The organism is Cupriavidus sp. GW823-FHT06D04 (genome assembly GCF_058795055.1).
This window is the reverse complement of record NZ_JBXAHL010000010.1, coordinates 53652-75249: the sequence shown is the minus strand read 5'-3', so window position 1 is coordinate 75249 and position 21598 is coordinate 53652. Positions and strand designations below refer to the sequence as shown.

The window sequence follows — 21598 nt, the reverse complement described above, 5'->3', positions numbered from 1 at the left end:
TGGCCTCCGGCATCCTAACCCGAAGCCGGGATTCGATTTCGCGTATTGCCGGCAATGCCGGCCGCCGCGGACGCAACAATGGCGGCGCCGGGAATGCCGTCTGGGGGCTGCAACTAGCTGGCGGGAAAGGGAAAAACGGGTGCGGCAGCGTGGCGGCGAAGGGGCGGGACAGGGCGCCATTCCGCAGCGCAAAACCCAGTCCTCAGAAAAAAGAAAGCCCGCACACCGTTGCAGCGTGCGGGCAGCCTTCCGACGATGAGGTGCCGGAAGGCGGAGTGCTCATGAAGTGCGCCCCCGCGTCTTCATGGCGGGGTCAAGTGTGCGCGTGGGCGGCTGGGGCCGCTTTGACTCACATCAAGCGGACGCCTACGCGAGCAGCGCGGTCACCAGGTCCTTGCCGCGCGACACCGGCGCGGTTTCCTCGAAATGCAGCGCACCTTCCACGTGGCCCAGGTGGTCCACCATCAGCGCGACGGCCCGCTCGACATCGCCGGCGCGGGCGGCCTCGATGAATTCGCGGTGCTCGTCGGAGGAGCAGGCCGCGTCGCGGCGCGACTGGTACAGCATGGTGATGACCGCGCTGCGCGTCGACAGCTCGCGCATCATCTCGGTCAGCACGCCGTTGCCGACCACCTCGGCCAGCACGATATGGAAGTCGCCCAGCAGCCGGGTGCGCACCTGCGCATCGTTGCCCGTCAGCGCCTTGCGCTCGGCCGCCAGGTGCTTGTCAATCCGCTTGTAGTCGGCGGGCGTCGCCTTGGCGACGAACTCGCGCGCCAGCGCCGCTTCCAGGATGCGGCGCACCGCGAAGACCTCGCGCGCCTCTTCGGCGCTGGGCTTGGCCACGAAGGCGCCCTTGTCCGGCACGATCTGGATGACCTTGTCCTTGGACAGCATCAGCAGCGCCGCGCGCACCTTGGTGCGGCTGACGCGGTAGACACTGGCCAGGGCCTCCTCGCGCAGCTTGGTGCCGGGCGGCAGGCGGTGCGAAACGATGGCCGCGACTATGTCTTCGGCGATCGCCTCGGCGGTCATGTCAGGATCGATATGCTCGGGCATGGCAGCGCACTTGCGCAGAGGCTGCGCGGTTGGGGAGATGCGTGATTCTATCGCCCTGGCACGGCGACCGGAGATCCGGCGTCCACGCCGTCCTCCGCCATCGCGGCCAGACCCGCATCCAGGTCGGTCGCTTCAATGGTGCCGTTGAGCACGCCATGGGCCCGTTCGCGGTCGATATCCTTCTCCCAGGCGGCCACCACCACGGTGGCCACGCAGTTGCCGATCAGGTTGCCGAGCGCGCGGGCGATGCCGATGAACCAGTCCACCGACAACACCAGCACCAGCCCGATCGCCGGAATCGCCGGGTGCGCCGACAGCGTTGCCGCCAGGATCACGATGGCCGAGCCGGGGATGCCGTGCGCGCCCTTGGAGGTGACCAGCGCCACCGCCAGGATGCCAAGCAGGTCGCCCAGCGCCAGCGGCGTGTTGGTCGCCTGCGCGATAAACACCGCAGCCAGCGTCAGGTAGATCGAGAACGCATCCAGGTTGAACGAGTAGCCGGTCGGGATCACCAGGCCCACCACCGACTTCTTGATGCCCATGAACTCCAGCTTCTTCATCACCTGCGGCAGCACGCTGTCGGACGAGGCCGTGCCCAGCACCACCAGCAGTTCGGCGCGCAGGTAGCGGATCAGCTTGATCACCGAGAAACCGCACACGCGCATGATCGTGCCCAGCACCACCAGCACGAAGATGGCCACCGCGCCGTAGAACAGGAACACCAGGAAGCCCAGCTGCTTGAGCGAGCCGATGCCGTACTTGCCCACGGTAAAGGCCACCGCGCCCAGCACGCCCAGCGGCGCCAGCTTGATGATGAAGCCCATCATCTTGAACAGCGTGTGCGAGAAGGTATCGATCAGCCTGACCAGCGGCCGGCCCGGCTCACCCACCAGCGACAGCGCGCAGCCGAACAGGATCGATACCACCAGTACCTGCAGCACGTCGCCATTGGCAAAGGCACCGAACACGGTATTGGGGATCAGCTTGAGCAGGAAATCGACGGTGCCCTGGTCCTTCACCTTGGTGGCATTGTCGATATAGCCGGCGATGGCCGACGCATCGAGCGAACGCGGGTCGACATTCATGCCGACGCCGGGCTGGAACACATAGGCCAGCAGGATGCCAAGCGCCAGCGCGATGGTGGTGACGATCTCGAAGTACACCACCGCCTTAATGCCGACGCGGCCGACCTTCTTCAGCTCGCCCGCACCGCAGATGCCGGCCACCACCACGCAGAATACGATCGGGCCGATCAGCATCTTGATCAGCTTGATAAAGGCATCGCCAAGCGGCTTGAGCTTGGCGGCGAACTCGGGGAATGCCAGGCCGAGTGCCGTGCCAATCACCAGGGCAATCAGCACCTGGCCAAACAGCGAACGGGTGAAGCGGGTATGCAAACGGGGCTGGGGGGTGCCGGGGCGGGGCTGCGAGGGAACTGCATGCTGCATGGTTGTCTCCGTACCGGGCCGGTCCGGCGCCTGTGCATTGGCTGGTGCTGGCTGGCCCATCTGATCCAGGAATCACCGGCGGCCCCGTACTGCTCTACTGGCGGGTGGCTGCCGGCCTTACGTTCCGTGCGGGGCTTCCGGGTCGGGAGCGCGCCACCTCGCGGATAGCCCCCCTGTTGAGGCGGAATCCACGCAATCGCCTGTGCGGACCGGATTGTCCGCGGCAAATTGTCTGAACGTGGAAGCGAATATAGTGCATATCATTTTTGTATGCAATTTTTGAATTCACTGTGCTAACATGAATCGCACAGAATAGAGCTTCGGCCCGGGCGCTCCGCCCGCGCCGGCAGGCCTAGCGGCAGACACCGGCGGGCCTTGCCGGACCACCCGCCGCGGCGTTCACGCACTTCCAGCAGGAGACAACGCATGGCAGCAAATCCGTCGCCGTCCGCCGCAGAGACTGGCACGCGCATCATGGCCTGGGCCGACGCCCTGGCCGTCCACACCGAGCAGCCCGGCATGCTCACCCGTACCTACCTGACCGAGGCCCACCACGGCGCCGCCGCGCAGCTGACCGAATGGATGCAGCAGGCCGGCATGACGGTGCGGCGCGACGCCGCCGGCAACGTGATCGGCCGCTATGAGGGCACCACGCCCGACGCGCCAGCGCTGCTGACCGGTTCGCACTTCGACACCGTGCGCGACGGCGGCCGCTATGACGGCAACCTCGGCGTGATCCTGCCGACCGCGTGCGTGGCCGAATGGAACCGCCAGGGCAAGCGCTTCCCGTTTGCGATCGAGGTGGTCGGCTTTGCCGAGGAAGAGGGCGTGCGCTTCAAGGCCACGCTGCTGGGCAGCCGCGCCATCGCCGGCACCTTCGACAACAACGTGCTGGACAACGTCGACGACAGCGGCAAGACCATGCGCCAGGTGATGCGCGAGGCCGGTTTCGACCCCGCTGCCTTGCCCGCCGCCAGGCATGACCGCAGCCAGGTCGCGGCCTTCATCGAAGTCCATATCGAGCAAGGTCCGGTGCTGCTCAATGAAAACCTGCCGGTGGGCGTGGTGACCGCCATCTCCGGCGCCACCCGCTTTATCGTCGAGCTCGAAGGCCTGGCCGGCCACGCCGGCACGGTGCCGATGGACATGCGCCGCGACGCCGCCATGGCCGGGGCCGAGATCGGCCTGTATATCGAGAAGCGCTGCGGCGGCAAGCCGGGCCTGGTCGGCACGGTCGGCCAGTTCAACGTGCCCAACGGCGCCACCAACGTGGTGCCCGGCCATGCGGTGTTCTCCATCGACATCCGCTCGGGCATTGATGCCGAGCGCGAGGCCGCCGCCAACGACGTGCTGGCCGAGATCGAGCGTGTGTGCGCGCGCCGCAACGTGCGCGCGCAAGTGCGCAAGACCCACGAGGCGAAGAGTGTGCCGTGTGCCCCGTGGCTGCAAGAGCAATGGGCCGCCGCGATTGCCCGCCAGGGCGTGCCGGTGCGCCACCTGCCGTCGGGCGCCGGCCACGACGCCATGGCCATTGCCGCCATCGCCGACGTCGCCATGCTGTTTGTGCGCTGCGGCAACGGCGGCATCAGCCACCATCCCACCGAAACCATGACCGCCGAGGACGCAGCCCTGTCCGCGCGCGTGTTCAGCGATTTCGTCGAGCACTTCCGCCTGCCGCAGTAAGCCAGCGCAGACTCCCCGGAACCCACCCGAACCCTCCTCCGTAGTTAAGAGAACAAGTCATGACCGCACGAGACAATATGAACCCGACTGAAACCACGCTGACGCAATTCATCGACCAGCACCGTCCGGAACAGGAAGCCTTCCTGGCCGAACTGGTCAAGGTTCCCTCGGACAACCCCGCAGGCGACTGCGACGCCCATGGCAAGCGCGCCAAGGAACTGCTGGAGGGGCTGGGCTTCACGGTGGAGGCGCACAAGGTGCCGGACGAGCTGGTGAAGGCAGCCGGCATGATCAGCGCCACCAACCTGGTCGTGCGCAAGCAGTTCGGCACGGGCGGCCCGACCATCGCCATGAACGCCCACGGCGACGTGGTGCCCCCGGGCTTGGGCTGGACCAAGGACCCGTACGGCGGCGAAGTGGCAGACAGCGAGCACGGCCCGGTCATGTACGGCCGCGGCGTGGCGGTGTCCAAGTCGGATTTCGCCACCTACACCTACGCCGTGCTGGCGCTGATGGAGGCCGAGAAGCAGGGCGCAACGATCAACGGCGCGGTCGAGCTGCAGTTCACCTATGACGAGGAAACCGGCGGCGACATCGGTCCCAAGTTCCTGCTCGACAACAACCTGAGCAAGGCCGACTACGCCATCTCGGCCGGCTTCTCGTATGGCATCACCTCGTCGCACAACGGCTGCCTGCACGTCGAAGTGACGGTCAAGGGCAAGCAGGGCCACGCCGCCATGCCGCACACCGGCGTGGACGCGATCGAAGCCGCCACCCACATCCTGCAAGCCATCTACGGCCTGCGTGCCGAGCTGGCCACGCGCAAGTCCAAGGTGCCGGGCATCGACACCGCCACGCTGAACGTGGGCCTGATCAAGGGCGGCATCAACACCAACGTAGTGCCTGACCTGGTGACCTTCCGCGTCGACCGCCGCATGATCCCCGAGGAAATCGGCTTCGACGCCGAAGGCGAGATCCGCGCCGTGGTGGAAAAGGCCGCCAAGGACCGTCCGGGCATCGAAGTGAAGGTCGAGCGCATCATCCTGGCCGAGCCGCTGTCGGAACTGCCGGGCGTGGAAAAGCTGATCGGCGCCCTGAAGAGCCGTGCCGAGTCCGTGTTCGGCGTGGAGATCCCGGTGCAAGGCGTGCCGCTCTACACCGACGCCCGTCACTACACCAAGCGCGGCATCCCGACCGTGCTGTACGGCGCCGGCCCGCGCACGCTGATGGAAGCCCGCGGCCATAACTCGGACGAGAACCTGCGCCTGAACGACCTGAACCGCGCTACCAAGGTGGTGGCGCTGGCGCTGTCGGACCTAATGAAGTAAGGCTTGGGCGCCGGCAGGCGCCGGGTTTTGCTGCGCAAGACGCCATGGAGGAATCCGTGGCGTTTTTGTTTGATGCGGGCGGGATGGGATTGATCCCGCCGCTCACTTCGAGTCTGACATTCCGGGACTCTGCAGTATTTCCGCCCGCCAGGCCGCGAACTCGGCTTCGACTCGCTCGTGAGGTATTCCTTCCCCAGCTCGGATGCTCGCTCTGCCTGCTTCAACTTTGGCGCGCAGGTAGTCGTCGTCATCGTAGACATGCTCGCAAAACTCCAGTACACGAGCATCAGGTCAGCGATTACATCCGAAGCGGGACGCTGTTCAACCTCGATCGCCTGCAGGAATGCGAATTTGAGCTTTGCATCCAGCGTAATGGTGAAGTCAGTTTTCTTGGGCATGGGCAGGTTCCGATGAGGTGCTCTGACCATAGCCATTCTTCAGACTGCCATCCCATCGCTCAAGCAGACTCGTCTGCCGCAACAACGGAAAAGTCTCTTATCCCGGCAGCGTCATCGCCCCCGCGCCCAGCACCCGTTGCATCAGCACCGTGTCGATCCACTGCCCATGCTTGAACCCCACCGCCTCCAGCCGGCCGACAGTGCGAAAGCCCAGCCGCTCATGCACGGCCAGCGAACCGGCACCTTCGCCGCCGGCGGTGCAGGCGATCACGGCGACCATCTGGCGCCAGGGACCGGTCTCGCAGCGGGCGACCAGTTCGGCCAGCAGGGCCTGGCCCAGGCCCTCGCCGACGCGGCGGTGGTCGATATAGATCGAGTCCTCGATGGCAAAGCGGTAGGCGCTGCGCGCGCGGTAGGACGAGGCATAGGCATAGCCCAGCACCTCGCCGTCGCGCACGGCGACCAGGTAGGGCAGGCCCTTGCGCTGCACTTCGGCAAAACGCTGCTGCATCTCGTCCAGGCCCGGCGGCGCTTCCTCGAACGAGGCGCGGCCGTGCAGCACATGGTGCGCGTAGATGGCGTGGATGGCGGGGACGTCGGCGGGCGTGGCGTCGCGCAGGGTAAAGGGTTTGCGCGTGCCGGCGGACGGCGTCGTGACAGAAAGGGTAGTGGAAGTCATCGGGAATGGCGCCCTATGCAAGGACTTGGGGCAACGCAGGATGCGTGCCGGGCACATGCACCAGCGTGATCCTGCGCGAGGGCCGGTGTCTTGTATATAGTGCGGATTGATTTGCACCGCATTAGTGCCAACGCCCCGGGGCGAGGCACGGCAACGACAAGAAAGGACCCTGCCATGATCACCATCTACCACAACCCCCGCTGCTCCAAGTCGCGCGAAACGCTCGCCCTGGTCCAGGCCGCCAGCGAGCGGCTGGGCGAACCGGTGGAAATCGTGGAATACCTGAAAGAGCCGCCGTCGCTGGCCACGCTGCGCCAGTTGCACACCATGCTGGGCGTGCCGGTGCGGGAGATGCTGCGCGACAACGAAGCGCCGTATGCCGAGCTGGGCCTGGCCGATCCCGGCCTGACCGAGGCCGAGCTGCTGGCGGCCGTGGCTGACAACCCGATCCTGCTGCAGCGTCCGGTGGTGGTGCGCAACCGCCGCGCCGCGATCGGCCGGCCGCCCGAGAACGTGGCACCGCTGCTGGGCCTGAGCTAGCCAATGCACGGCCCCAAATAAAACCGGCCCCCACGTTGTGGGGGCCGGCCGGTGCTTGAGGCAAACAGCTTCAGGCGGGTCGTCTAATGAACACCCAGCCAGTGCATGGCCTCCTGACCGAAAGCGATGGCCGCAAGCACGACCAGCAGCACCACCAGCGTCACCGTGCTGACGTATAGCGTGGCCTTGGCGACTTCGGCGTCCTCATCCGAGGTGTGGCGATGGGTAATGGGTGTGGCGCCCCGCGTGGCATGCGGCCAATGAATCCGGCCGGCCAGGTCTCTCAAGTGCAGGTCGGTATGAAAACGCATGATCGACACCTCCTCGGCAGGCGCCGCGCGATCCGGGCAACATGGCTCAAATGGCATATGGCGTGGCTGCGCAAGTGCGCCGGATAGTCTGTGGCTCGTTTCGCCCGGTACGCCATATCCGCTTCTACTATAGGCGCGCTGGCGTCAGATGCTAACGCAAGCCTGCAAGGGGCGTGCCGCCGGGGCTGCCGCGGCGCAGCAACCGATTCAGGGTTGCCCGGGCGAAGGTGAGGACTCGCTACCGTCCGTTTCCTCGTCGGGCACCAGGCTGGCCAGTGCGGCCTCGCGCTCACGTAGCGTAGCCAGCATGTTGCAGAACAGCGCACCCTGTTCGAGCGCATCGTCCAGCGCCACATGGGTGTGCGGCAGCGGATCCATCCAGGCGGCCGGGAAGGCCGCCTTGACGGTCTTGCGATAGGGGCGCCCGGTCAGCCCAAAGCCCAGCGTCTTGATGTCGAGGGCGGCCCAGCCAAAGGGCGAGCGCCCGGCGAACCGCATCATGTACCAGAACATCCAGGTGAAATCGAAGCCGGCCGGGAAGGCCACGAAGACCGGCTTGCCGGGCAGGCTCTCGACCCATTCGACATAGCGGACCATGGCGTCCTCGGGCCGCTGCAGGTCGCGCCGGCAGGCGCTCCAGGCCTCGGGCTGGGTCTGCCACCACTGCATCTGCACCGGGTGGCCGGCGGCGCCGGGCAGGGTCTCAAGGTTGGCGGAAAACGTGCCCACCACGGTCTTGTCCGCCAGCATCGCCGCGGACGCGAACGACAGCATCGAATGCGGGCCCGGGATCGGGCCGTCGGCCTCCACGTCGGTGCTGACGTAGATCTCCGGGCGGGTGTCGGGCGCCTGTCGCTTGGCCATGGCGTCAGCCCACGTCGATCAGATGGTCAGCCACGTAGGGGTTGTTGCGACGCTCTTCGCCGAAGGTCGAGACCGGGCCGTGGCCGGGGATGAAGGTTACGTCCTCGCCCAGCGGCCACAGCCGCGTGCGGATCGAGCGGATCAGGTCGGCGTGGTTGCCGCGCGGGAAGTCGGTGCGGCCGATCGAGCCGGCGAATAGCACGTCGCCCACCACCGCCAGCCGGTTTGCGCGCGAGAAGAACACCACGTGGCCGGGCGTGTGGCCGGGGCAGTGGTAGACCTCCAGCGTCTCGTTGCCGAACTGCACGGTGTCGCCGTTCTCCAGCCAGCGGTCTGGCTCGAAGCTCTCGGCCTGGCCGAAGCCGAAGCGGCGCGTCTGTTCGGGCAGCTGCTCGATCCAGAAGCGCTCGTCCTGCTGCGGGCCTTCGATCGGGATGCCCAGCTCGCGCGCGAGCGCCGCGGCGCCGGCGCAGTGATCGACATGGCCATGTGTCAGGAAGATCTTTTCCAGCGTGACGCCTTGCTCCTTGACCGCCGCGCGGATGCGATCCAGGTCGCCGCCGGGATCGCAGACCGCGGCGCGGCCGGTGCTTTCATCGATCAGCAGCGAACAGTTTTGCTGGAAGGGCGTGACGGGAATGAGCAGGGCTTTCATGGACGATTTCTTGTGCGCCGGGCGCCTTCTGGCCGGGCGCCACGGACTGGCCCGCACGAACGGCGGGCGGTGCCCAGCATTGTAGCGCCGGGCGGCGATTCACCGCCCGCAAGGCAAGCCGCGTGCTTTATGCGTTACCCGTGCGAAAGCCCCGTCTCGGGCGGAAATCCCTTGCCACAAGCGGGATTCCGGGCAGATAGGCCACGATGGTGCGAAATCGCACAGACTTCGTAACAAATTGAAAGAGATAGTCGTAAAGAGTCAATGTTAGACTGCCGCCCATGTTACGGATCTCCGCTCTCGCCAAGCGCTGGCAACGGCTTGCCAAGCTCGGCGCATGCACCGCATGCGCCGTGGTGCTGGCCGCCTGTGCCACGCCCCCTGAAGGCGACCACGCAAGCAACGACAACGCAGGCGCCGTGCCCACGCGCGCGACGAAGAGCGGCAAGGCCGGCAGGACCGATCGCACCGACGCCGACAAGTCCGCGCGTGCCTCGGACAGCGGCAGCTGGAACCTGTTCGGCTATGACGCGGACGAAGGCCGCAGCGGCAGCTCGCTGGAAGGCCTGCGCGCCGACATCGGCACGTTCGAGCAGCGCGGCGTCGCGTCCTGGTACGGCAAGGGCTTCCACGGCCGCAAGACCGCCAACGGCGAACGCTTCGACATGCGCGCCATGACCGCCGCCCATCCTTCGCTGCCGCTCGACAGCTGGGTGCTGGTGCGCAACCTGCGCAATAACAAGGTAGCAGTGCTGCGCATCAATGACCGCGGGCCGTACCACGGCAACCGCGTACTGGACGTGTCCTTCGGCGCTGCGCGCCGCCTCGGCTTCGTCGACCGCGGCGCCACCAACGTTGAAATCCGCCGCCTGACGCGCACCGAAGTGGCCGCGCTGGGTCCGCAGGTCGAGGCCGGCGGCACCGAGGCCGGCGACGGCAGCGGCGACGACGACGTATCCGTGCCGGAACTGGCCAATTCGCTGGCGCCCGCCAAGGCGCGCAAGTGGACCAGGGCCAGCGGCAAGACCGTCAAGCGCACACGGCGCTGACCAGCGCAGCGCCGCCGCATGCCGCCGCGCGCTGACACCTCCGCTTTACCTTCCTCCTCCCCATCCCGGGACCACGCGCGGGCCGCGTCAGTCCTCTGCCTGCCCCGCGCGCTGCGCCAGCGCCAGCTGGTAGAGCGCATCGGTGCCGGCGCCGGTGATGGCGGCCGCGAGCTTGGCGGCGCGCTTGGCCGGCAGCTCCGCCAGCAGCAGCGCCAGCACGCGCTGGGCTTCGGCATCCGGCAAGCCGTCCGCGGCCGTTGCGACGCCAGCGCCTTCCACCACCAGCACGAATTCCCCCTTGGCCCGGTTCGGGTCGGCGGCCAGCCAGGCCGGCGCCTGCGCCACTGGCAGCACCGCGATGTCCTCGAACAGCTTGGTCAGTTCACGCCCGATCAGCAGCCGGCGCTCGCCTGGCAGGCCCGCGGCCAGCGCGGCCAGCGTGTCGGCAATGCGGTGCGGCGCCTCGTAGCAGACCCAGGCGTGGTCCAGCGCCGCCAGCCGGGCGATGGCCTCGGTGCGCGCCTTGGGCTTGTTGGGCAGGAAGCCGACAAAGGTGAAGCGGCCCTCGCCGGCATCGAGCATGTCGCCCGCCACCGACAGCGCGGCCACCGCGGCACTGGGCCCGGGCAGCGGCACCACCGGATGGCCGGCGGCGCGCACCGCCTCGACCAGGCGCGCACCCGGGTCGGAGATGCCCGGCGTACCGGCATCCGAGACGTAGGCGATGCGCTCGCCGGCCGCCAGGCGCGCCGCGATGCGGACCGCGGCCTCGCGCTCGTTGTGCTCGTGCACGGCCACCAGCGGCCGCTGCAGGCCCACGCGCGACAGCAGCTGGCCGGTATTGCGGGTGTCTTCGCAGGCCACGGCGTCGGCCAGGCCGAGCACATGCAGCGCGCGCAGCGACAGGTCGGCGACGTTGCCGATGGGCGTGGCCACGACATAAAGGGTGCCGGCCGGGTAGGACTGGCTGGCCGCCAGGGAGATCCAGTCACTCATGCTTGAGAACTTCCGTTGATGCGATCATTCAAATCCACCACGCAGTTGCAAACCACACAGCTACGCGGTGCGCAGGCGGAGGACCGGGCCCTGGCACACCTGCGGCGCCAGGGCCTGGAGCCCGTGGTTCGCAATTATCGCTGCAAAGGCGGCGAGATCGACCTGGTCATGCGGGCGCCGGACGGCACGCTGGCGTTCGTGGAGGTGCGCCGGCGCAGCGGCCGGGGCTTCGGCGGCGCCGCCGCCAGCGTCACGCCGGCCAAGCAGCGCCGCGTGCTGCTGGCGGCCGCGCATTACCTGGCCACGCTGGCGCAGGTGCCGCCGTGCCGCTTCGACGTGGTGGCCCTGGAACCCGGCCGGCTGGACTGGCTGCAGCATGCCTTTGACCAGAATGCTGCTGGGGCTGTTTCATATGCGTGGCAGACCCTGAGGTACGATCCGCGGATCGCAATGGCAACAACAAGGCCCCCAGAGCCATGAGTATCGACAGTATCCAGCAACAGTTTCTAGACAGCGCCGAGACCAAGCGACAGGCTGCGGCGGTGATGGCCCCTTATATCGCCGCCGCCGTGGAACGCATGGTCGGCGCGCTAACCAGCGGCAACAAGATCCTGGCCTGCGGCAACGGCGGCTCCGCAGCCGATGCGCAGCACTTTGCCGCCGAACTGGTCGGGCGCTTCGAGCGCGAGCGCCCGGGCCTGGCCGCGATCGCACTGACCACCGACAGCTCGATCCTGACCGCGATCGGCAACGACTATGACTTCAGCAAGGTGTTTTCCAAGCAGGTCGAGGCGTTGGGCCAGCCCGGCGACATCCTGCTGGCGCTTTCCACCTCGGGCAATTCGGCCAACGTGATCGCCGCCATCGAAGCCGCGCGGCAGCGCGAGATGGCCGTGATTGCGCTGACCGGCAAGGGCGGCGGCACCATTGCCGGCCTGCTCGATGAATTCGATATCCACCTGTGCGTGCCGAGCGAGCGCACCGCGCGCATCCAGGAAGTGCACCTGCTGACCCTGCATTGCCTGTGCGACGGCATCGACGAGGCACTGCTCGGGGAAGCCTGATCCTGCCTTCCTTCCATTCCCAACATCCAGCCACAGCAAGGACCGCATGACGAACCTGCCCACTACGCAAGCCCCCCGGAACGGCGCCGGCGCGCGCCATCCTTCCCGCACCGCCGGCCTGGGCCGCGCCAGCCTGGCCGCGGCGGCCGTGCTGGTCTGCGCCACCCAGCTCGCCGGCTGCTTCCCCGTGATCGCCGGCGCCATGGGGACCGGCGTGGCCATGGCCACTGACCGTCGCCCGGCCGCCACCCAGACCGTGGACCGCGGCCTGCAGCTCGAGGCCGAGAGCACCATCAACTCGCGCTACAGCGGCCAGGCACGCGTCAACGTGACCGTGTTCAACCGCAAGGTGCTGCTGACCGGCGAAGCCAGCAACGACAACGTCAAGCAGCAGATCGAACAGTACGTGCGCGGCCTGCCCAATGCGCGCGTGGTGATCAACGAGCTTGAGATCGTCAACTCGCCCGGCTTCATGACCCAGAGCCAGGACGCCTACCTGACCAGCAAGGTCAAGACGCTGATGATGACCGCCGAGGGCGTGCCGTCCAACTCGATCAAGATCACCACCGAGAAGAGCGTGGTCTACCTGCTGGGCGTGGTGACCGCGGCCGAGGGCGACCGCGCCACCGACGTGGCGCGCAATGCCTCGGGCGTGACCAAGGTGGTCAAGGCCTTCGACTACGTCAACGACACCGAGCGCGCGCGCCTGGACGCGGCTTCCACCTCGCAGAACCCGTCGTTCGACGGCAATGTCGGCACGCCGGCGCCGGTGCAGTCGGTGCCGGGCGTGGGCGGTCCGGTCGATGCGCCGGCCGGTGCCGCCGCTGGCACGGCGGCGACCACCAGCCCGGTCGCCGCACCGGTGACTTCGCCGGTGACACTGCCGCCGGGCCGCAACCTGCCCTGAGCGCCCCCGGTCCAGCTGCCGGGGCCGATCTCGACGGCGTCCGCTCATGCGGACGCCGTTTGTCCTTCTGCGGTTTTCACCGCACACCGCCCCGCCCGATGTGCTACGGTTGCCACGCCGGCCGCCCCCAGCGGAGTCCAGCGCCGGCCCCCACACGGAGCGAGACCATGACAATCTTCCCCCGGCCCGCTGTGTTGCTGCGGCTGGCGCTGCTGGCCGCGGCGCTGTGCGGCGCCCGGCCGGCGCTGCCGGCAGACAGCGCCGCCCCTGCCACCGATGCCGCGCTGCGTGCGCGCAGCCAGGCCGCTGCCTGCACCAGTTGCCACGGCCCCGCCGGGCGGGCGCCAGCGGGCAGCACGATCCCGCCGCTGGCCGGCCGCCCGCAGGCGGAACTGGCCGCGCAGATGCAGGCCTTCAAAGCCGGCACGCGGCCGGCCACGGTGATGCACCAGATTGCCAAGGGCTACAGCGACGACCAGATCGCGGCCATCACGGCGTGGTTCGCCGCGGTGCGCTGACAGCGGGGGACTACCATGCAAAGACGAAGCTTCCTGGGCGCCGCGGGCGCCGCAGTACTGGGTTCGGTCGGGGTCGGGGCGGCACGCGCCGCGTCGCCGGCCAAGGTGGTGGTGGTGGGTGGCGGCTACGGCGGCGCCACCGCCGCCCGCTACCTGCGCGAGTGGAGCGGACAGGCGATCGAGGTCACGCTGGTCGAACCCAATCCGGCCTTTGTCTCCTGCCCCCTGTCGAACCTGGTGCTCGGCGGCAGCCGGCAGCTGGCGGACCTGACCTTGCCGTACGACGCGCTGGTGCGCCGCCACGGCGTGCGGCTGGTGCGCGATACCGCCGTGGCCATCGACCCGGCCAAGCGGACCGTGCGCCTAGCGGGCGGCTCCACGCTGCCGTACGACCGCCTGCTGCTGTCGCCGGGCGTCGAGATGATGAGCGATGCGCTGCCCGGGCTGAAGCAGCCCGGCGGCGACCAGGTCCTGCACGCCTGGAAGGCCGGCCCACAGACCGTGGCGCTGCGCCGCCAGCTGGAGGCCATGCCGGACGGCGGCACCTATGTCATCAGCATCCCGCTGGCGCCGTACCGCTGCCCGCCGGGACCGTACGAGCGCGCCTGCCAGGTGGCGTACTACTTCAGGCAGCACAAGCCGCGCAGCAAGGTGCTGATCCTCGATGCCAACCCCGACATCACCTCCAAGGCCGGGCTGTTCCGCAAGGTGTGGGCGTCGCAGTACCCCGGCCTGGTGGAATACCGGCCGCAGTTCAACGCGGTGGATGTGGACCCCGCCACGCGCACGCTCAAGTTCGACGTGCAGGACGACGAGCGCGCCGATGTGCTCAACGTGCTGCCGCCCCAGCGCGCCGGCGCGATCGCGGTGTCGGCGGGGCTGGCCACGGCCAATGGCAAGTGGTGCGAGGTGGACTTCGTCACCTTCGAGTCGCGCGCCGCGGCCAATATCCACGTGATCGGCGATGCCATCCAGATCGCGCCGCTGATGCCCAAGTCGGGCCATATGGCCAACCAGCACGGCAAGGTCGCGGCCGCGGCCATGGTCGCGCTGCTGTCGGGCCGGGCACCTGACCCGCAGCCGCTCTACAACAACACCTGCTACAGCTTCACCTCCGACCGCGAGGCGGTGCATGTGGCCAGCGTGCACCGCTATGACGCGGCGCAGAAGACCATGGTCACGGTGCCGGGATCGGGCGGGTTGTCGGAGGCGCCGAACCAGCTCGAAGGCGACTACGCGCTGGCGTGGGCAAAGGGCATCTGGGCGGAGATGCTGGGGTAGGGGCAGGACGGCTCGCCCTGCCGCGCGGCAGGCGCGAGCCATGCCCCGAAGGCCGCGGGCTGCTACCCTATGGGTTTTGTCCGGCACTGCGCCGGGCCGCACCCCCAGCCCCCTCATGCAAGCCAGAGACCGTCTCCTCGCCCTCGCCATTGTCTGCGTCTGGGGCGTCAACTTCGTCGTGATCAAGGTTGGCCTAGCGGGCATGCCGCCGATGCTGCTGGGTGCGCTGCGCTTTCTGCTGGTGGCGTTCCCGGCGATCTTCTTCGTGCCGCGCCCGCGCGTGCCGTGGCGGCTGCTGCTGGCCTACGGCGTCACCATCAGCCTGGGCCAGTTCGCCTTCCTGTTCTACGCCATGGCGGTCGGCATGCCGGCCGGACTGGCCTCGCTGGTGCTGCAGTCGCAGGCCTTCTTCACGCTGGCCATTGCGGCGCTGTGGCTGGGCGAGCCGGTGCGCTGGCACAACATTGCGGGCATGGCAGTGGCGGCGGGCGGGCTGGCCCTGATCGGAGCCGGTGCCGGCAGCGCTGGCGGCATGAGCGTGGCGGGCTTCGTGCTGACGCTGTGCGCGGCGTTCTGCTGGGCCAGCGGCAATATCGTCAGCAAGAAGATCGGCCCGGTCGACCTGCTGGGGCTGGTGATCTGGGGCGCGCTGATCCCGATCGTGCCGTTCGCGCTGCTGTCGCTGTGGGTCGAGGGCCCGGCGCGCATCATGCAGAGCGTCACCCATGTGTCGGGCATGGCCGTGTTCGCCGTAGCTTACCTGGCCTTTGCTGCGACGGTGTTCGGCTACACCATGTGGGGCCGCCTGCTGACGCGCTACCCGGCCAGCCAGGTGGCGCCGCTGACGCTGCTGGTGCCGGTGGTGGGGCTGGTGTCGGCGCATGTGCTGCTGGGCGAGGACCTCTCCGGCGCGCAGTGGGCGGGCGCGGCAGTGGTGATGGCCGGGCTGCTGCTCAACGTGTTCGGCCAGCGCCTGTGGGCGGGCAGGGCGCTGGCGCGCCGCTGATCCTCGCCGCCGCGCTTATGCTGTGCTGCATCAGTGGGTAAACACTATATGCGCATTCACGCATATACGAATATATTGGATGCCATGGAAGAGCTGGATCGCGTATTCGAAAAGGTATCGGGCTACTTCAGCCTGTTGGCGGAGCCGACGCGGCTGAAGATCCTGCACGCCTTGTGCGATGGCGAGAAGCCGGTCAGCACGGTGGTCGAGACGGTGGGTTCGTCGCAGACCAATGTGTCGCGGCATCTCAACGCGATGTACCGCTCGGGCGTGCTGTCGCGCCGCAAGGAGGCGAACCTGGTGTTCTATGCCATTGCGGACGAAAGCGTGATCGAGCTGTGCCGCACGGTCTGCGTGCAGGTGGCGAGCCGGCTGGAGGACAGCGCCTTGTCCTCCGGCGTGGTCGACCGCTTCATGGCACAGCCGGCACCCGAAGCCCCGGCGCGCAGGCGGCGCACCGCTGGCTAGCTCAGCTCTTCCGGCAAACGGATCGCTGCCGCACCCGTTGCAGCGGCCCGATAACAGGCACGCCGACCGGTCCATAGGACCGTGGCGAGCGCGCCGGAGGAGACTGATTTGCAGGAACGGAACCGGCCCGGGCGCATCGTGCCCGCGCCCGAGCACTTCGTCAGCGCATCGCTGCAGCAGGACATCGGCCGGCACGGCCTGGACGCGCCGCGGCGCGACTTCCTGCGCAAGAGCTTCCTGGGCGCGGCCGCGGGGATTGCCGCCGCCACGGCGGGCCGCCAGGCGCTGGCGGCCGACGGCGATCCCGCCATCCTGCAGCCGCAGCCCTGGGCCACCTCGCTCGGCCAGCCGGTGGCGGCACGCCCGTACGGGCAACCCTCCGTGCATGAGAAAAACCTGGTCCGGCGCGAGTCGCCGGGCCTGACGCGCGTCTCTGCCGCTTCGGTGGCCTTCGCGCCGCTGCAGGGCTTCTTCGGCATCATCACGCCCAACGGCCTGCATTTCGAGCGCCACCACCAGGGCTGGCACGATATCGACCCGGCCCGTCACCGCCTGATGCTCAACGGCCTGGTGCGCACGCCGCGCGTCTACACCATGGACGACCTGATGCGCCTGCCGGCGGTATCGCGCATGCACTTCATCGAATGCGGCGCCAATACCGGCATGGAATGGGGCAATGTGGCCGTGCCCACGGTCCAGTACACCCACGGCATGCTGTCGTGCTGCGAGTTCACCGGCGTGCCGCTGCGGGTGCTGCTGGACGATGCCGGCGCCGACCTGCGCCGCGGCCGCTACCTGCTGGCCGAAGGTGGCGATGGCTCGTCGATGACGCGCACCATCCCGATGGAGCTGGCCGACGAGATCATCGTCGCCTGGGGCATGAACGGCGAAATGCTGCGCCCCGAGAACGGCTATCCGCTGCGCCTGGTGGTGCCGGGCGTGCAGGGAGTGTCGTGGGTCAAGTGGCTGCGCCGGCTGGAGCTGGGCGACCAGCCCTGGAACGCCAAGGACGAGACCATCCACTACGTGGACATGATGCCGGACGGCAAGCTGCGCCAGTACACCTCGATCCAGGAGTGCAAGTCGGTCATCACCACGCCTTCGGGCGGGCAGCAGCTGGTGGGCAAGGGCTTCTACAACATCAGCGGGCTGGCGTGGTCGGGGCGCGGGCGCATCAGGCGTGTCGATGTCTCGACCGACGGCGGGCGCAACTGGCGCACCGCGCGGCTGGAGGCGCCGGTGCTGTCCAAGTGCCTGACGCGCTTCAACCTGGACTGGGTCTGGGACGGCGGCCCCGCCATCCTGCAAAGCCGCGCCATCGACGACACCGGCTACGTGCAGCCGAAGCTGGGGCAGCTGCGCGCGGTGCGCGGCACGCGCTCGATCTACCATAACAACGCGATCCAGAGCTGGCAGGTGGCAGCAGGCGGCGAGGTGTCCAATGTCCATGTGGGCTGAGTTCAGGACCGCCGCTGCCCTGGTGCTGGCAGCCGTCAGCGCCGCCCCGGCCTGGGCAGGCACGGCCGACGCGCGCGCGGCGCTTGGCCGCACCGCTTCGCCCGCCGAAGTCGCCGCGTGGGACATCGACGTGCGCCCGGACTTCCAGGGCCTGCCCAGGGGCAGCGGCACGGTGGCGCAGGGGCAGAAGGTCTGGGACGGCAAGTGCGCGTCGTGCCACGGCGACTTCGGTGAATCCAACGAGGTGTTCTCGCCGCTGGTCGGCGGCACCACGGCCGAAGACATCAGGCGCGGCCGCGTGGCCGGCATGACCGGCAACCAGCCGTACCGCACCACGCTGATGAAGGTCAGCACCGTCAGCACGCTGTGGGACTACATCCACCGTGCCATGCCGTGGAATGTGCCCAAGAGCCTGAGCGTGAGCGACGTCTACGCCGTCACCGCCTATATGCTGCACCTGGGCGAGATCGTCCCGGCCGACTTCACGCTGTCTGACGCCAATATCGCCGAGGTCCAGCGGCGCATGCCCAACCGCGACGGCATGACCACCGGCCACGGCCTGTGGCCGGGGCGCGGCCGCCCGGACACGCGCAATACGGCCTGCATGAAGGACTGTACCGGCAAGGTGGTGATTGCCTCGTCGATACCGGACTATGCTCGCGATGCCCATGGCGAGTTGGCGCAGCAGCAGCGGGCCTTCGGCCCGGTGCGCGGCGTGGCCGCGGGCAATGCCGCATCGAAAAGTGCTGCATCAGCGTCTTCGGAACCGGGCGCGCCGGGCGCGCGCCTCACCGGCCAGTACCAGTGCATGGCCTGCCACGCGATGGACCGCAAGCTGGTGGGGCCGTCCTTTGCCGACATCGCCGGCAAGTACAAGGGCCAGGACGCGCATGCCGCGCTGGCGCGCAAGGTCAAGGCGGGCGGGCAGGGCGCATGGGGCAGCGTGCCGATGCCGCCGCAGCCGCAGATCCCGGATTCGGACGTGCAGGCCATGGTGGGCTGGATTCTTGAGGCAAAATAGCGGACTGGCCACCGCAGTGCCCCCGGGCGGCGGCCAGTGTGTGCCGCGAAGCCATTGCAGTACGACCCAGCGGCCTTTGCCGTCCCCACGGCTTTACAGAGTTTGGAGAGCTTAACAATGAAGCAGTTTGTCATCGCAGCGCTGATGCTCGGCGCCGCCGCATCGGCCCACGCGGTCGATGCCGCCAAGGCACAGGAGATCGCCAACAAGAACGCCTGCATGGGTTGCCACCAGGTCGACAAGAAGCTGGTCGGTCCTTCCTACAAGGACGTGGCCGCCAAGTACAAGGGCGACAAGAACGCCCTCGCGACCCTGACCAAGAAGGTCAAGAGCGGTGGCTCGGGCGTCTGGGGCCCGGTGCCGATGCCCGCCAATGCGGCGGTCAGCGACGCCGACCTGAAGACCGTGGTCGAGTGGGTGCTGGCTGGCGCCCCGGCCAAGTAAGCCTGACCGACCAGGCGGGCAGTCCGCCGATGCACCAGGTCCGGGCGGTGAATGCCGCGCGGCCAGGACAGACCAGCGGCCGGCCATGTACCGGCCGCATGAAGATCCCCGAAGCGGTCATCGACCGACTGGAACGGAGTAGCCGGAGAGCAAAGAATGAATTCCAAACGACGAGAAGTGCTGCGGGTCACCGCTGTCCTGTCGCTGATGGCCGCCACCGGCCTGATCAGCGAAGCGCAGGCGGCCGAGTGGAACAAGAACGCCTTTGACGGCAAGAGCGTTGCCGACGTGATCAAGGCGCTGGGCGGCAGCGGCACCGAGAAAAGCACCGCCATCACCTTCACCGCCCCCGATATCGCCGAGAACGGCGCCGTGGTGCCGGTGGCCGTGACCAGCACCATCCCGGATACCGAGCAGATCGCGATCCTGGTGGAAAAGAACCCCAACACGCTGGCCGCCGACTTCGTCATCCCGGCCGGCACGGAGCCGTTCGTCTCCACGCGCGTGAAGATGGGCCAGACCTCGGTCGTGCATGCCGCGGTCAAGGCCGGCGGCAAGTGGTACGTGGCATCGAAGGAAATCAAGGTCACGCTGGGCGGCTGCGGCGGCTGACGCCGCGCCCCGGATCGAGATTCCCAAACTGCAACAGGAGAAACACATGGCAGACCCGATGCGCGTACGCGCCACCGAAAACGGCGGCGTGGTTGACGTCAAGATTCTGATGAAGCACGACATGGAAACCGGCCAGCGCAAGGACGCGTCCGGCAAGGTCGTGCCGGCCTGGCATATCCAGTCCGTGACCGCCCAGTGCAAGGGTAAGGAAGTGTTCCGCGCCCAGTTCGGACCGGCGGTGTCGAAGGACCCGTTCCTGAACTTCAAGTTCAAGGGCGGCGCCAAGGGCGACAAGGTCGCCGTGACCTGGATCGACAACAAGGGCGACAAGCGCACCGACGAAGCGACCATCGCCTGACAGCCGTTCCGCGGCCGGCAGGCCATGCCGTCCTCTGCTAAGGTTCGGGACGGATGCCGGGACTGGCCCGGCGGGAAGGAACAACATGCGGCGAGCATTTATTCGAGCATCGGCGGCACTGGCCGCCATCGGCCTGAGCGCCAGGGCGGCGGCGCAGGCTGCCCCGTCCGCCGGCAAGGGCGGGCGCGTGAAGGTGGTGTACCAGCTGTCCGAAGGCATCGACCAGGCGGTGCGCGCGATGGGCAACCTGCGCAACCACCTGAACGGCGCGCCGGGAACGAAGATCGTGGTGGTCGCGTTCGGCTACGGCATCGATTTCCTGGTCGAAGGCGCCAAGGATGGGCGCGGCAACACCTTTGACGGCCCGGTGGGCGCGCTGGCCTCGGCCGGGGTGGAGTTCCGCGTGTGCCGCAACACGCTGACCGCACGCAAGATTGCAGAATCGAGCCTGTTGATGGAAGCCAAGGTGGTACCGGCCGGCGTGGTCGAGATTGCCCGCCTGCAGGCCGAAGAAGGCTACGCCTATATCAAGCCCTGAGCCGGGCGGCGTAGCTTCCGGCAACAAGAGAGAGAACGGCCCGCCACGGTGCGAGGTCGCGAGGAGAAGCCCCATGAACACCATCCGAAGCCTGGCCCGGCGCGCCGCGCTGGCCGCGGCGGCCACCGCTGCGGTGGCCTCTGCCGCCGCCGTGCATGCGCAGGGCAGCACCGCCGAAGAAATCGCCAAGTACCGCCAGATGCTGGCCGAAGGCAATCCCGCCGAGTTGTGGGAAGCCGCCGGCGAAGAGCTGTGGAAGAAGCCGGCCGGCCCGAAGAACGCCTCGCTGGAACAGTGTGACCTGGGCAAGGGCCCGGGCGTGACGAAGGGCGCCTACGCCGAGCTGCCGCGCTACTTCAAGGACGCCAGCAAGGTGATGGACCTGGAGCAGCGGCTGGCTTACTGCCGCATGACGCTGCAGGGGCTGACCAAGGAAGAGGCAACGAAGAACCCGTTCTCGTCGTCGGGCAAGCCGTCCGAGATCGAGCGCCTGGTGGCCTACCTGACCGGCGAGTCGCGCGGCGTGAAGATGAACGTGCAGCTCAGCCATCCCGAAGAAAAGCGCACCTATGCGCTGGGCGAGAAGATGTTCTTCTACCGCGGCGGCGCCTATGACTTTGCCTGCGCCACCTGCCATGCAGTGGACGGCCAGCGCATCCGCCTGCAGGATCTGCCCAACCTGCTGACCGACAAGGGCGCGCAGGCGGCCTACACCACCTGGCCCGCCTACCGCGTCTCGCAGGGCGAGGTCCGCACCATGCAGCACCGCCTGTACGACTGCCTGCGCCAGCAGCGCTTTCCCGAACCCGCCTATGGCTCGGACGTGATCACCGCGCTGACCATGTTCCTGGCGAAGAACGCCAACGGCGGGACCTACGACGGCCCGGCGATGAAGCGCTGACCAGTACGGGAG

25 protein-coding genes are annotated in these 21598 nt (G+C 68.1%); 18 read left to right on the top strand and 7 right to left on the bottom strand.

The window, feature by feature from the left end:
* Positions 1–366 precede the first annotated feature (366 nt).
* A complete protein-coding gene (locus AC1Q7H_RS15135; protein ID WP_013958339.1) occupies positions 367–1059 on the bottom strand; it encodes a GntR family transcriptional regulator in 693 nt (230 codons plus the stop codon).
* Between the two features lie 47 nt (positions 1060–1106).
* Positions 1107–2507: a C4-dicarboxylate transporter DctA gene (locus tag AC1Q7H_RS15130; protein WP_041228234.1), complete on the bottom strand. Its 1401-nt coding sequence runs from the start codon at positions 2505–2507 to the stop codon at positions 1107–1109.
* Between the two features lie 426 nt (positions 2508–2933).
* Here AC1Q7H_RS15130 and AC1Q7H_RS15125 point away from each other — a divergent pair, with 426 nt between their 5' ends.
* Both AC1Q7H_RS15125 and AC1Q7H_RS15120 read left to right on the top strand, forming a co-directional pair.
* Positions 2934–4190, top strand: coding sequence for an allantoate amidohydrolase (locus tag AC1Q7H_RS15125; RefSeq protein WP_013958337.1), 1257 nt, complete (start codon positions 2934–2936; stop codon positions 4188–4190).
* Positions 4191–4249: 59 nt separating this feature from the next.
* On the top strand, positions 4250–5518 hold the full coding sequence (locus AC1Q7H_RS15120) for a M20/M25/M40 family metallo-hydrolase (RefSeq protein WP_013958336.1): 1269 nt from the start codon (positions 4250–4252) through the stop codon (positions 5516–5518).
* Positions 5519–6013: 495 nt separating this feature from the next.
* Here the strand turns inward: AC1Q7H_RS15120 and AC1Q7H_RS15115 are convergent, their stop codons facing one another.
* Positions 6014–6595: a GNAT family N-acetyltransferase gene (locus AC1Q7H_RS15115; protein ID WP_492381425.1), complete on the bottom strand. Its 582-nt coding sequence runs from the start codon at positions 6593–6595 to the stop codon at positions 6014–6016.
* 174 nt (positions 6596–6769) lie between these two features.
* Between AC1Q7H_RS15115 and arsC the strand changes: the two genes are divergently transcribed.
* Positions 6770–7135: an arsenate reductase (glutaredoxin) gene (gene arsC / locus AC1Q7H_RS15110; protein ID WP_013958334.1), complete on the top strand. Its 366-nt coding sequence runs from the start codon at positions 6770–6772 to the stop codon at positions 7133–7135.
* Positions 7136–7218: 83 nt separating this feature from the next.
* Here arsC and AC1Q7H_RS15105 read toward each other — a convergent pair whose 3' ends face one another.
* The 3 genes from AC1Q7H_RS15105 to AC1Q7H_RS15095 form a co-directional block, all read right to left on the bottom strand.
* Positions 7219–7446, bottom strand: a complete 228-nt coding sequence (locus AC1Q7H_RS15105) for a hypothetical protein (protein WP_010812133.1) — start codon at positions 7444–7446, stop codon at positions 7219–7221.
* Between the two features lie 207 nt (positions 7447–7653).
* The gene (locus tag AC1Q7H_RS15100) at positions 7654–8310 is read right to left on the bottom strand and encodes an exonuclease (protein ID WP_492381424.1); all 657 of its coding nucleotides are present in this window, start codon (positions 8308–8310) and stop codon (positions 7654–7656) included.
* 4 nt (positions 8311–8314) lie between these two features.
* Positions 8315–8965, bottom strand: coding sequence for an MBL fold metallo-hydrolase (locus AC1Q7H_RS15095; protein WP_013958332.1), 651 nt, complete (start codon positions 8963–8965; stop codon positions 8315–8317).
* Between the two features lie 281 nt (positions 8966–9246).
* Between AC1Q7H_RS15095 and AC1Q7H_RS15090 the strand changes: the two genes are divergently transcribed.
* Entirely contained in the window at positions 9247–10014 is a 768-nt protein-coding gene (locus tag AC1Q7H_RS15090) for a septal ring lytic transglycosylase RlpA family protein (protein ID WP_194946812.1), read from the top strand.
* An 87-nt stretch (positions 10015–10101) separates the two neighbouring features.
* On the opposite strand, the gene rsmI is transcribed toward AC1Q7H_RS15090, so the two are convergent.
* Complete coding sequence (gene rsmI, locus AC1Q7H_RS15085) at positions 10102–11010, bottom strand: 16S rRNA (cytidine(1402)-2'-O)-methyltransferase (protein ID WP_492381423.1); 909 nt, start codon at positions 11008–11010, stop codon at positions 10102–10104.
* 18 nt (positions 11011–11028) lie between these two features.
* On the opposite strand from rsmI, the gene AC1Q7H_RS15080 reads away from it, so the two are divergent.
* From AC1Q7H_RS15080 to soxA, 14 genes are all read left to right on the top strand, one after another.
* Entirely contained in the window at positions 11029–11490 is a 462-nt protein-coding gene (locus tag AC1Q7H_RS15080) for a YraN family protein (protein ID WP_211980404.1), read from the top strand.
* A complete protein-coding gene (locus AC1Q7H_RS15075) occupies positions 11487–12074 on the top strand; it encodes a phosphoheptose isomerase (RefSeq protein ID WP_211980403.1) in 588 nt (195 codons plus the stop codon). The genes AC1Q7H_RS15080 and AC1Q7H_RS15075 overlap by 4 nt, the downstream gene beginning before the upstream one ends.
* A gap of 46 nt (positions 12075–12120) precedes the next feature.
* Complete coding sequence (locus AC1Q7H_RS15070; protein ID WP_013958327.1) at positions 12121–12981, top strand: BON domain-containing protein; 861 nt, start codon at positions 12121–12123, stop codon at positions 12979–12981.
* Positions 12982–13148: 167 nt separating this feature from the next.
* Positions 13149–13499, top strand: coding sequence for a c-type cytochrome (locus AC1Q7H_RS15065; RefSeq protein ID WP_013958326.1), 351 nt, complete (start codon positions 13149–13151; stop codon positions 13497–13499).
* Between the two features lie 15 nt (positions 13500–13514).
* Positions 13515–14780: an NAD(P)/FAD-dependent oxidoreductase gene (locus AC1Q7H_RS15060; protein ID WP_013958325.1), complete on the top strand. Its 1266-nt coding sequence runs from the start codon at positions 13515–13517 to the stop codon at positions 14778–14780.
* A gap of 115 nt (positions 14781–14895) precedes the next feature.
* The gene (locus tag AC1Q7H_RS15055) at positions 14896–15786 is read left to right on the top strand and encodes an EamA family transporter (protein ID WP_211980402.1); all 891 of its coding nucleotides are present in this window, start codon (positions 14896–14898) and stop codon (positions 15784–15786) included.
* Between the two features lie 48 nt (positions 15787–15834).
* On the top strand, positions 15835–16254 hold the full coding sequence (locus tag AC1Q7H_RS15050; RefSeq protein WP_013958323.1) for an ArsR/SmtB family transcription factor: 420 nt from the start codon (positions 15835–15837) through the stop codon (positions 16252–16254).
* 108 nt (positions 16255–16362) lie between these two features.
* Positions 16363–17712, top strand: coding sequence for a sulfite dehydrogenase (gene soxC, locus AC1Q7H_RS15045; protein WP_153954253.1), 1350 nt, complete (start codon positions 16363–16365; stop codon positions 17710–17712).
* Positions 17696–18733, top strand: a complete 1038-nt coding sequence (locus AC1Q7H_RS15040) for a c-type cytochrome (RefSeq protein ID WP_211980401.1) — start codon at positions 17696–17698, stop codon at positions 18731–18733. The genes soxC and AC1Q7H_RS15040 overlap by 17 nt, the downstream gene beginning before the upstream one ends.
* A 117-nt stretch (positions 18734–18850) precedes the next feature.
* Complete coding sequence (locus AC1Q7H_RS15035) at positions 18851–19177, top strand: c-type cytochrome (RefSeq protein ID WP_013958320.1); 327 nt, start codon at positions 18851–18853, stop codon at positions 19175–19177.
* 156 nt (positions 19178–19333) lie between these two features.
* Positions 19334–19789, top strand: a complete 456-nt coding sequence (gene soxY / locus AC1Q7H_RS15030; protein ID WP_013958319.1) for a thiosulfate oxidation carrier protein SoxY — start codon at positions 19334–19336, stop codon at positions 19787–19789.
* A gap of 46 nt (positions 19790–19835) precedes the next feature.
* Positions 19836–20147, top strand: a complete 312-nt coding sequence (gene soxZ, locus AC1Q7H_RS15025; RefSeq protein ID WP_013958318.1) for a thiosulfate oxidation carrier complex protein SoxZ — start codon at positions 19836–19838, stop codon at positions 20145–20147.
* A gap of 85 nt (positions 20148–20232) precedes the next feature.
* Positions 20233–20685, top strand: coding sequence for a DsrE family protein (locus AC1Q7H_RS15020; RefSeq protein WP_492381422.1), 453 nt, complete (start codon positions 20233–20235; stop codon positions 20683–20685).
* 73 nt (positions 20686–20758) lie between these two features.
* A complete protein-coding gene (gene soxA / locus AC1Q7H_RS15015; RefSeq protein ID WP_013958316.1) occupies positions 20759–21586 on the top strand; it encodes a sulfur oxidation c-type cytochrome SoxA in 828 nt (275 codons plus the stop codon).
* Positions 21587–21598: the final 12 nt, after the last annotated feature.

Coding starts and splice junctions, on each gene's coding strand:
- AC1Q7H_RS15125 (WP_013958337.1), top strand. CDS start 2,934: ATGGCAGCAAATCCGTCGCCGTCCGCCGCAGAGACTGGCACGCGCATC.
- AC1Q7H_RS15035 (WP_013958320.1), top strand. CDS start 18,851: ATGAAGCAGTTTGTCATCGCAGCGCTGATGCTCGGCGCCGCCGCATCG.
- AC1Q7H_RS15135 (WP_013958339.1), bottom strand. CDS start 1,059: ATGCCCGAGCATATCGATCCTGACATGACCGCCGAGGCGATCGCCGAA.
- AC1Q7H_RS15065 (WP_013958326.1), top strand. CDS start 13,149: ATGACAATCTTCCCCCGGCCCGCTGTGTTGCTGCGGCTGGCGCTGCTG.
- soxZ (WP_013958318.1), top strand. CDS start 19,836: ATGGCAGACCCGATGCGCGTACGCGCCACCGAAAACGGCGGCGTGGTT.
- arsC (WP_013958334.1), top strand. CDS start 6,770: ATGATCACCATCTACCACAACCCCCGCTGCTCCAAGTCGCGCGAAACG.
- AC1Q7H_RS15120 (WP_013958336.1), top strand. CDS start 4,250: ATGACCGCACGAGACAATATGAACCCGACTGAAACCACGCTGACGCAA.
- AC1Q7H_RS15070 (WP_013958327.1), top strand. CDS start 12,121: ATGACGAACCTGCCCACTACGCAAGCCCCCCGGAACGGCGCCGGCGCG.
- AC1Q7H_RS15090 (WP_194946812.1), top strand. CDS start 9,247: ATGTTACGGATCTCCGCTCTCGCCAAGCGCTGGCAACGGCTTGCCAAG.
- AC1Q7H_RS15075 (WP_211980403.1), top strand. CDS start 11,487: ATGAGTATCGACAGTATCCAGCAACAGTTTCTAGACAGCGCCGAGACC.
- AC1Q7H_RS15020 (WP_492381422.1), top strand. CDS start 20,233: ATGCGGCGAGCATTTATTCGAGCATCGGCGGCACTGGCCGCCATCGGC.
- AC1Q7H_RS15055 (WP_211980402.1), top strand. CDS start 14,896: ATGCAAGCCAGAGACCGTCTCCTCGCCCTCGCCATTGTCTGCGTCTGG.
- rsmI (WP_492381423.1), bottom strand. CDS start 11,010: ATGAGTGACTGGATCTCCCTGGCGGCCAGCCAGTCCTACCCGGCCGGC.
- AC1Q7H_RS15040 (WP_211980401.1), top strand. CDS start 17,696: ATGTCCATGTGGGCTGAGTTCAGGACCGCCGCTGCCCTGGTGCTGGCA.
- AC1Q7H_RS15115 (WP_492381425.1), bottom strand. CDS start 6,595: ATGACTTCCACTACCCTTTCTGTCACGACGCCGTCCGCCGGCACGCGC.
- AC1Q7H_RS15100 (WP_492381424.1), bottom strand. CDS start 8,310: ATGGCCAAGCGACAGGCGCCCGACACCCGCCCGGAGATCTACGTCAGC.
- AC1Q7H_RS15105 (WP_010812133.1), bottom strand. CDS start 7,446: ATGCGTTTTCATACCGACCTGCACTTGAGAGACCTGGCCGGCCGGATT.
- AC1Q7H_RS15130 (WP_041228234.1), bottom strand. CDS start 2,507: ATGCAGCATGCAGTTCCCTCGCAGCCCCGCCCCGGCACCCCCCAGCCC.
- AC1Q7H_RS15080 (WP_211980404.1), top strand. CDS start 11,029: ATGCGATCATTCAAATCCACCACGCAGTTGCAAACCACACAGCTACGC.
- soxY (WP_013958319.1), top strand. CDS start 19,334: ATGAATTCCAAACGACGAGAAGTGCTGCGGGTCACCGCTGTCCTGTCG.
- AC1Q7H_RS15050 (WP_013958323.1), top strand. CDS start 15,835: ATGCGCATTCACGCATATACGAATATATTGGATGCCATGGAAGAGCTG.
- AC1Q7H_RS15095 (WP_013958332.1), bottom strand. CDS start 8,965: ATGAAAGCCCTGCTCATTCCCGTCACGCCCTTCCAGCAAAACTGTTCG.
- AC1Q7H_RS15060 (WP_013958325.1), top strand. CDS start 13,515: ATGCAAAGACGAAGCTTCCTGGGCGCCGCGGGCGCCGCAGTACTGGGT.
- soxA (WP_013958316.1), top strand. CDS start 20,759: ATGAACACCATCCGAAGCCTGGCCCGGCGCGCCGCGCTGGCCGCGGCG.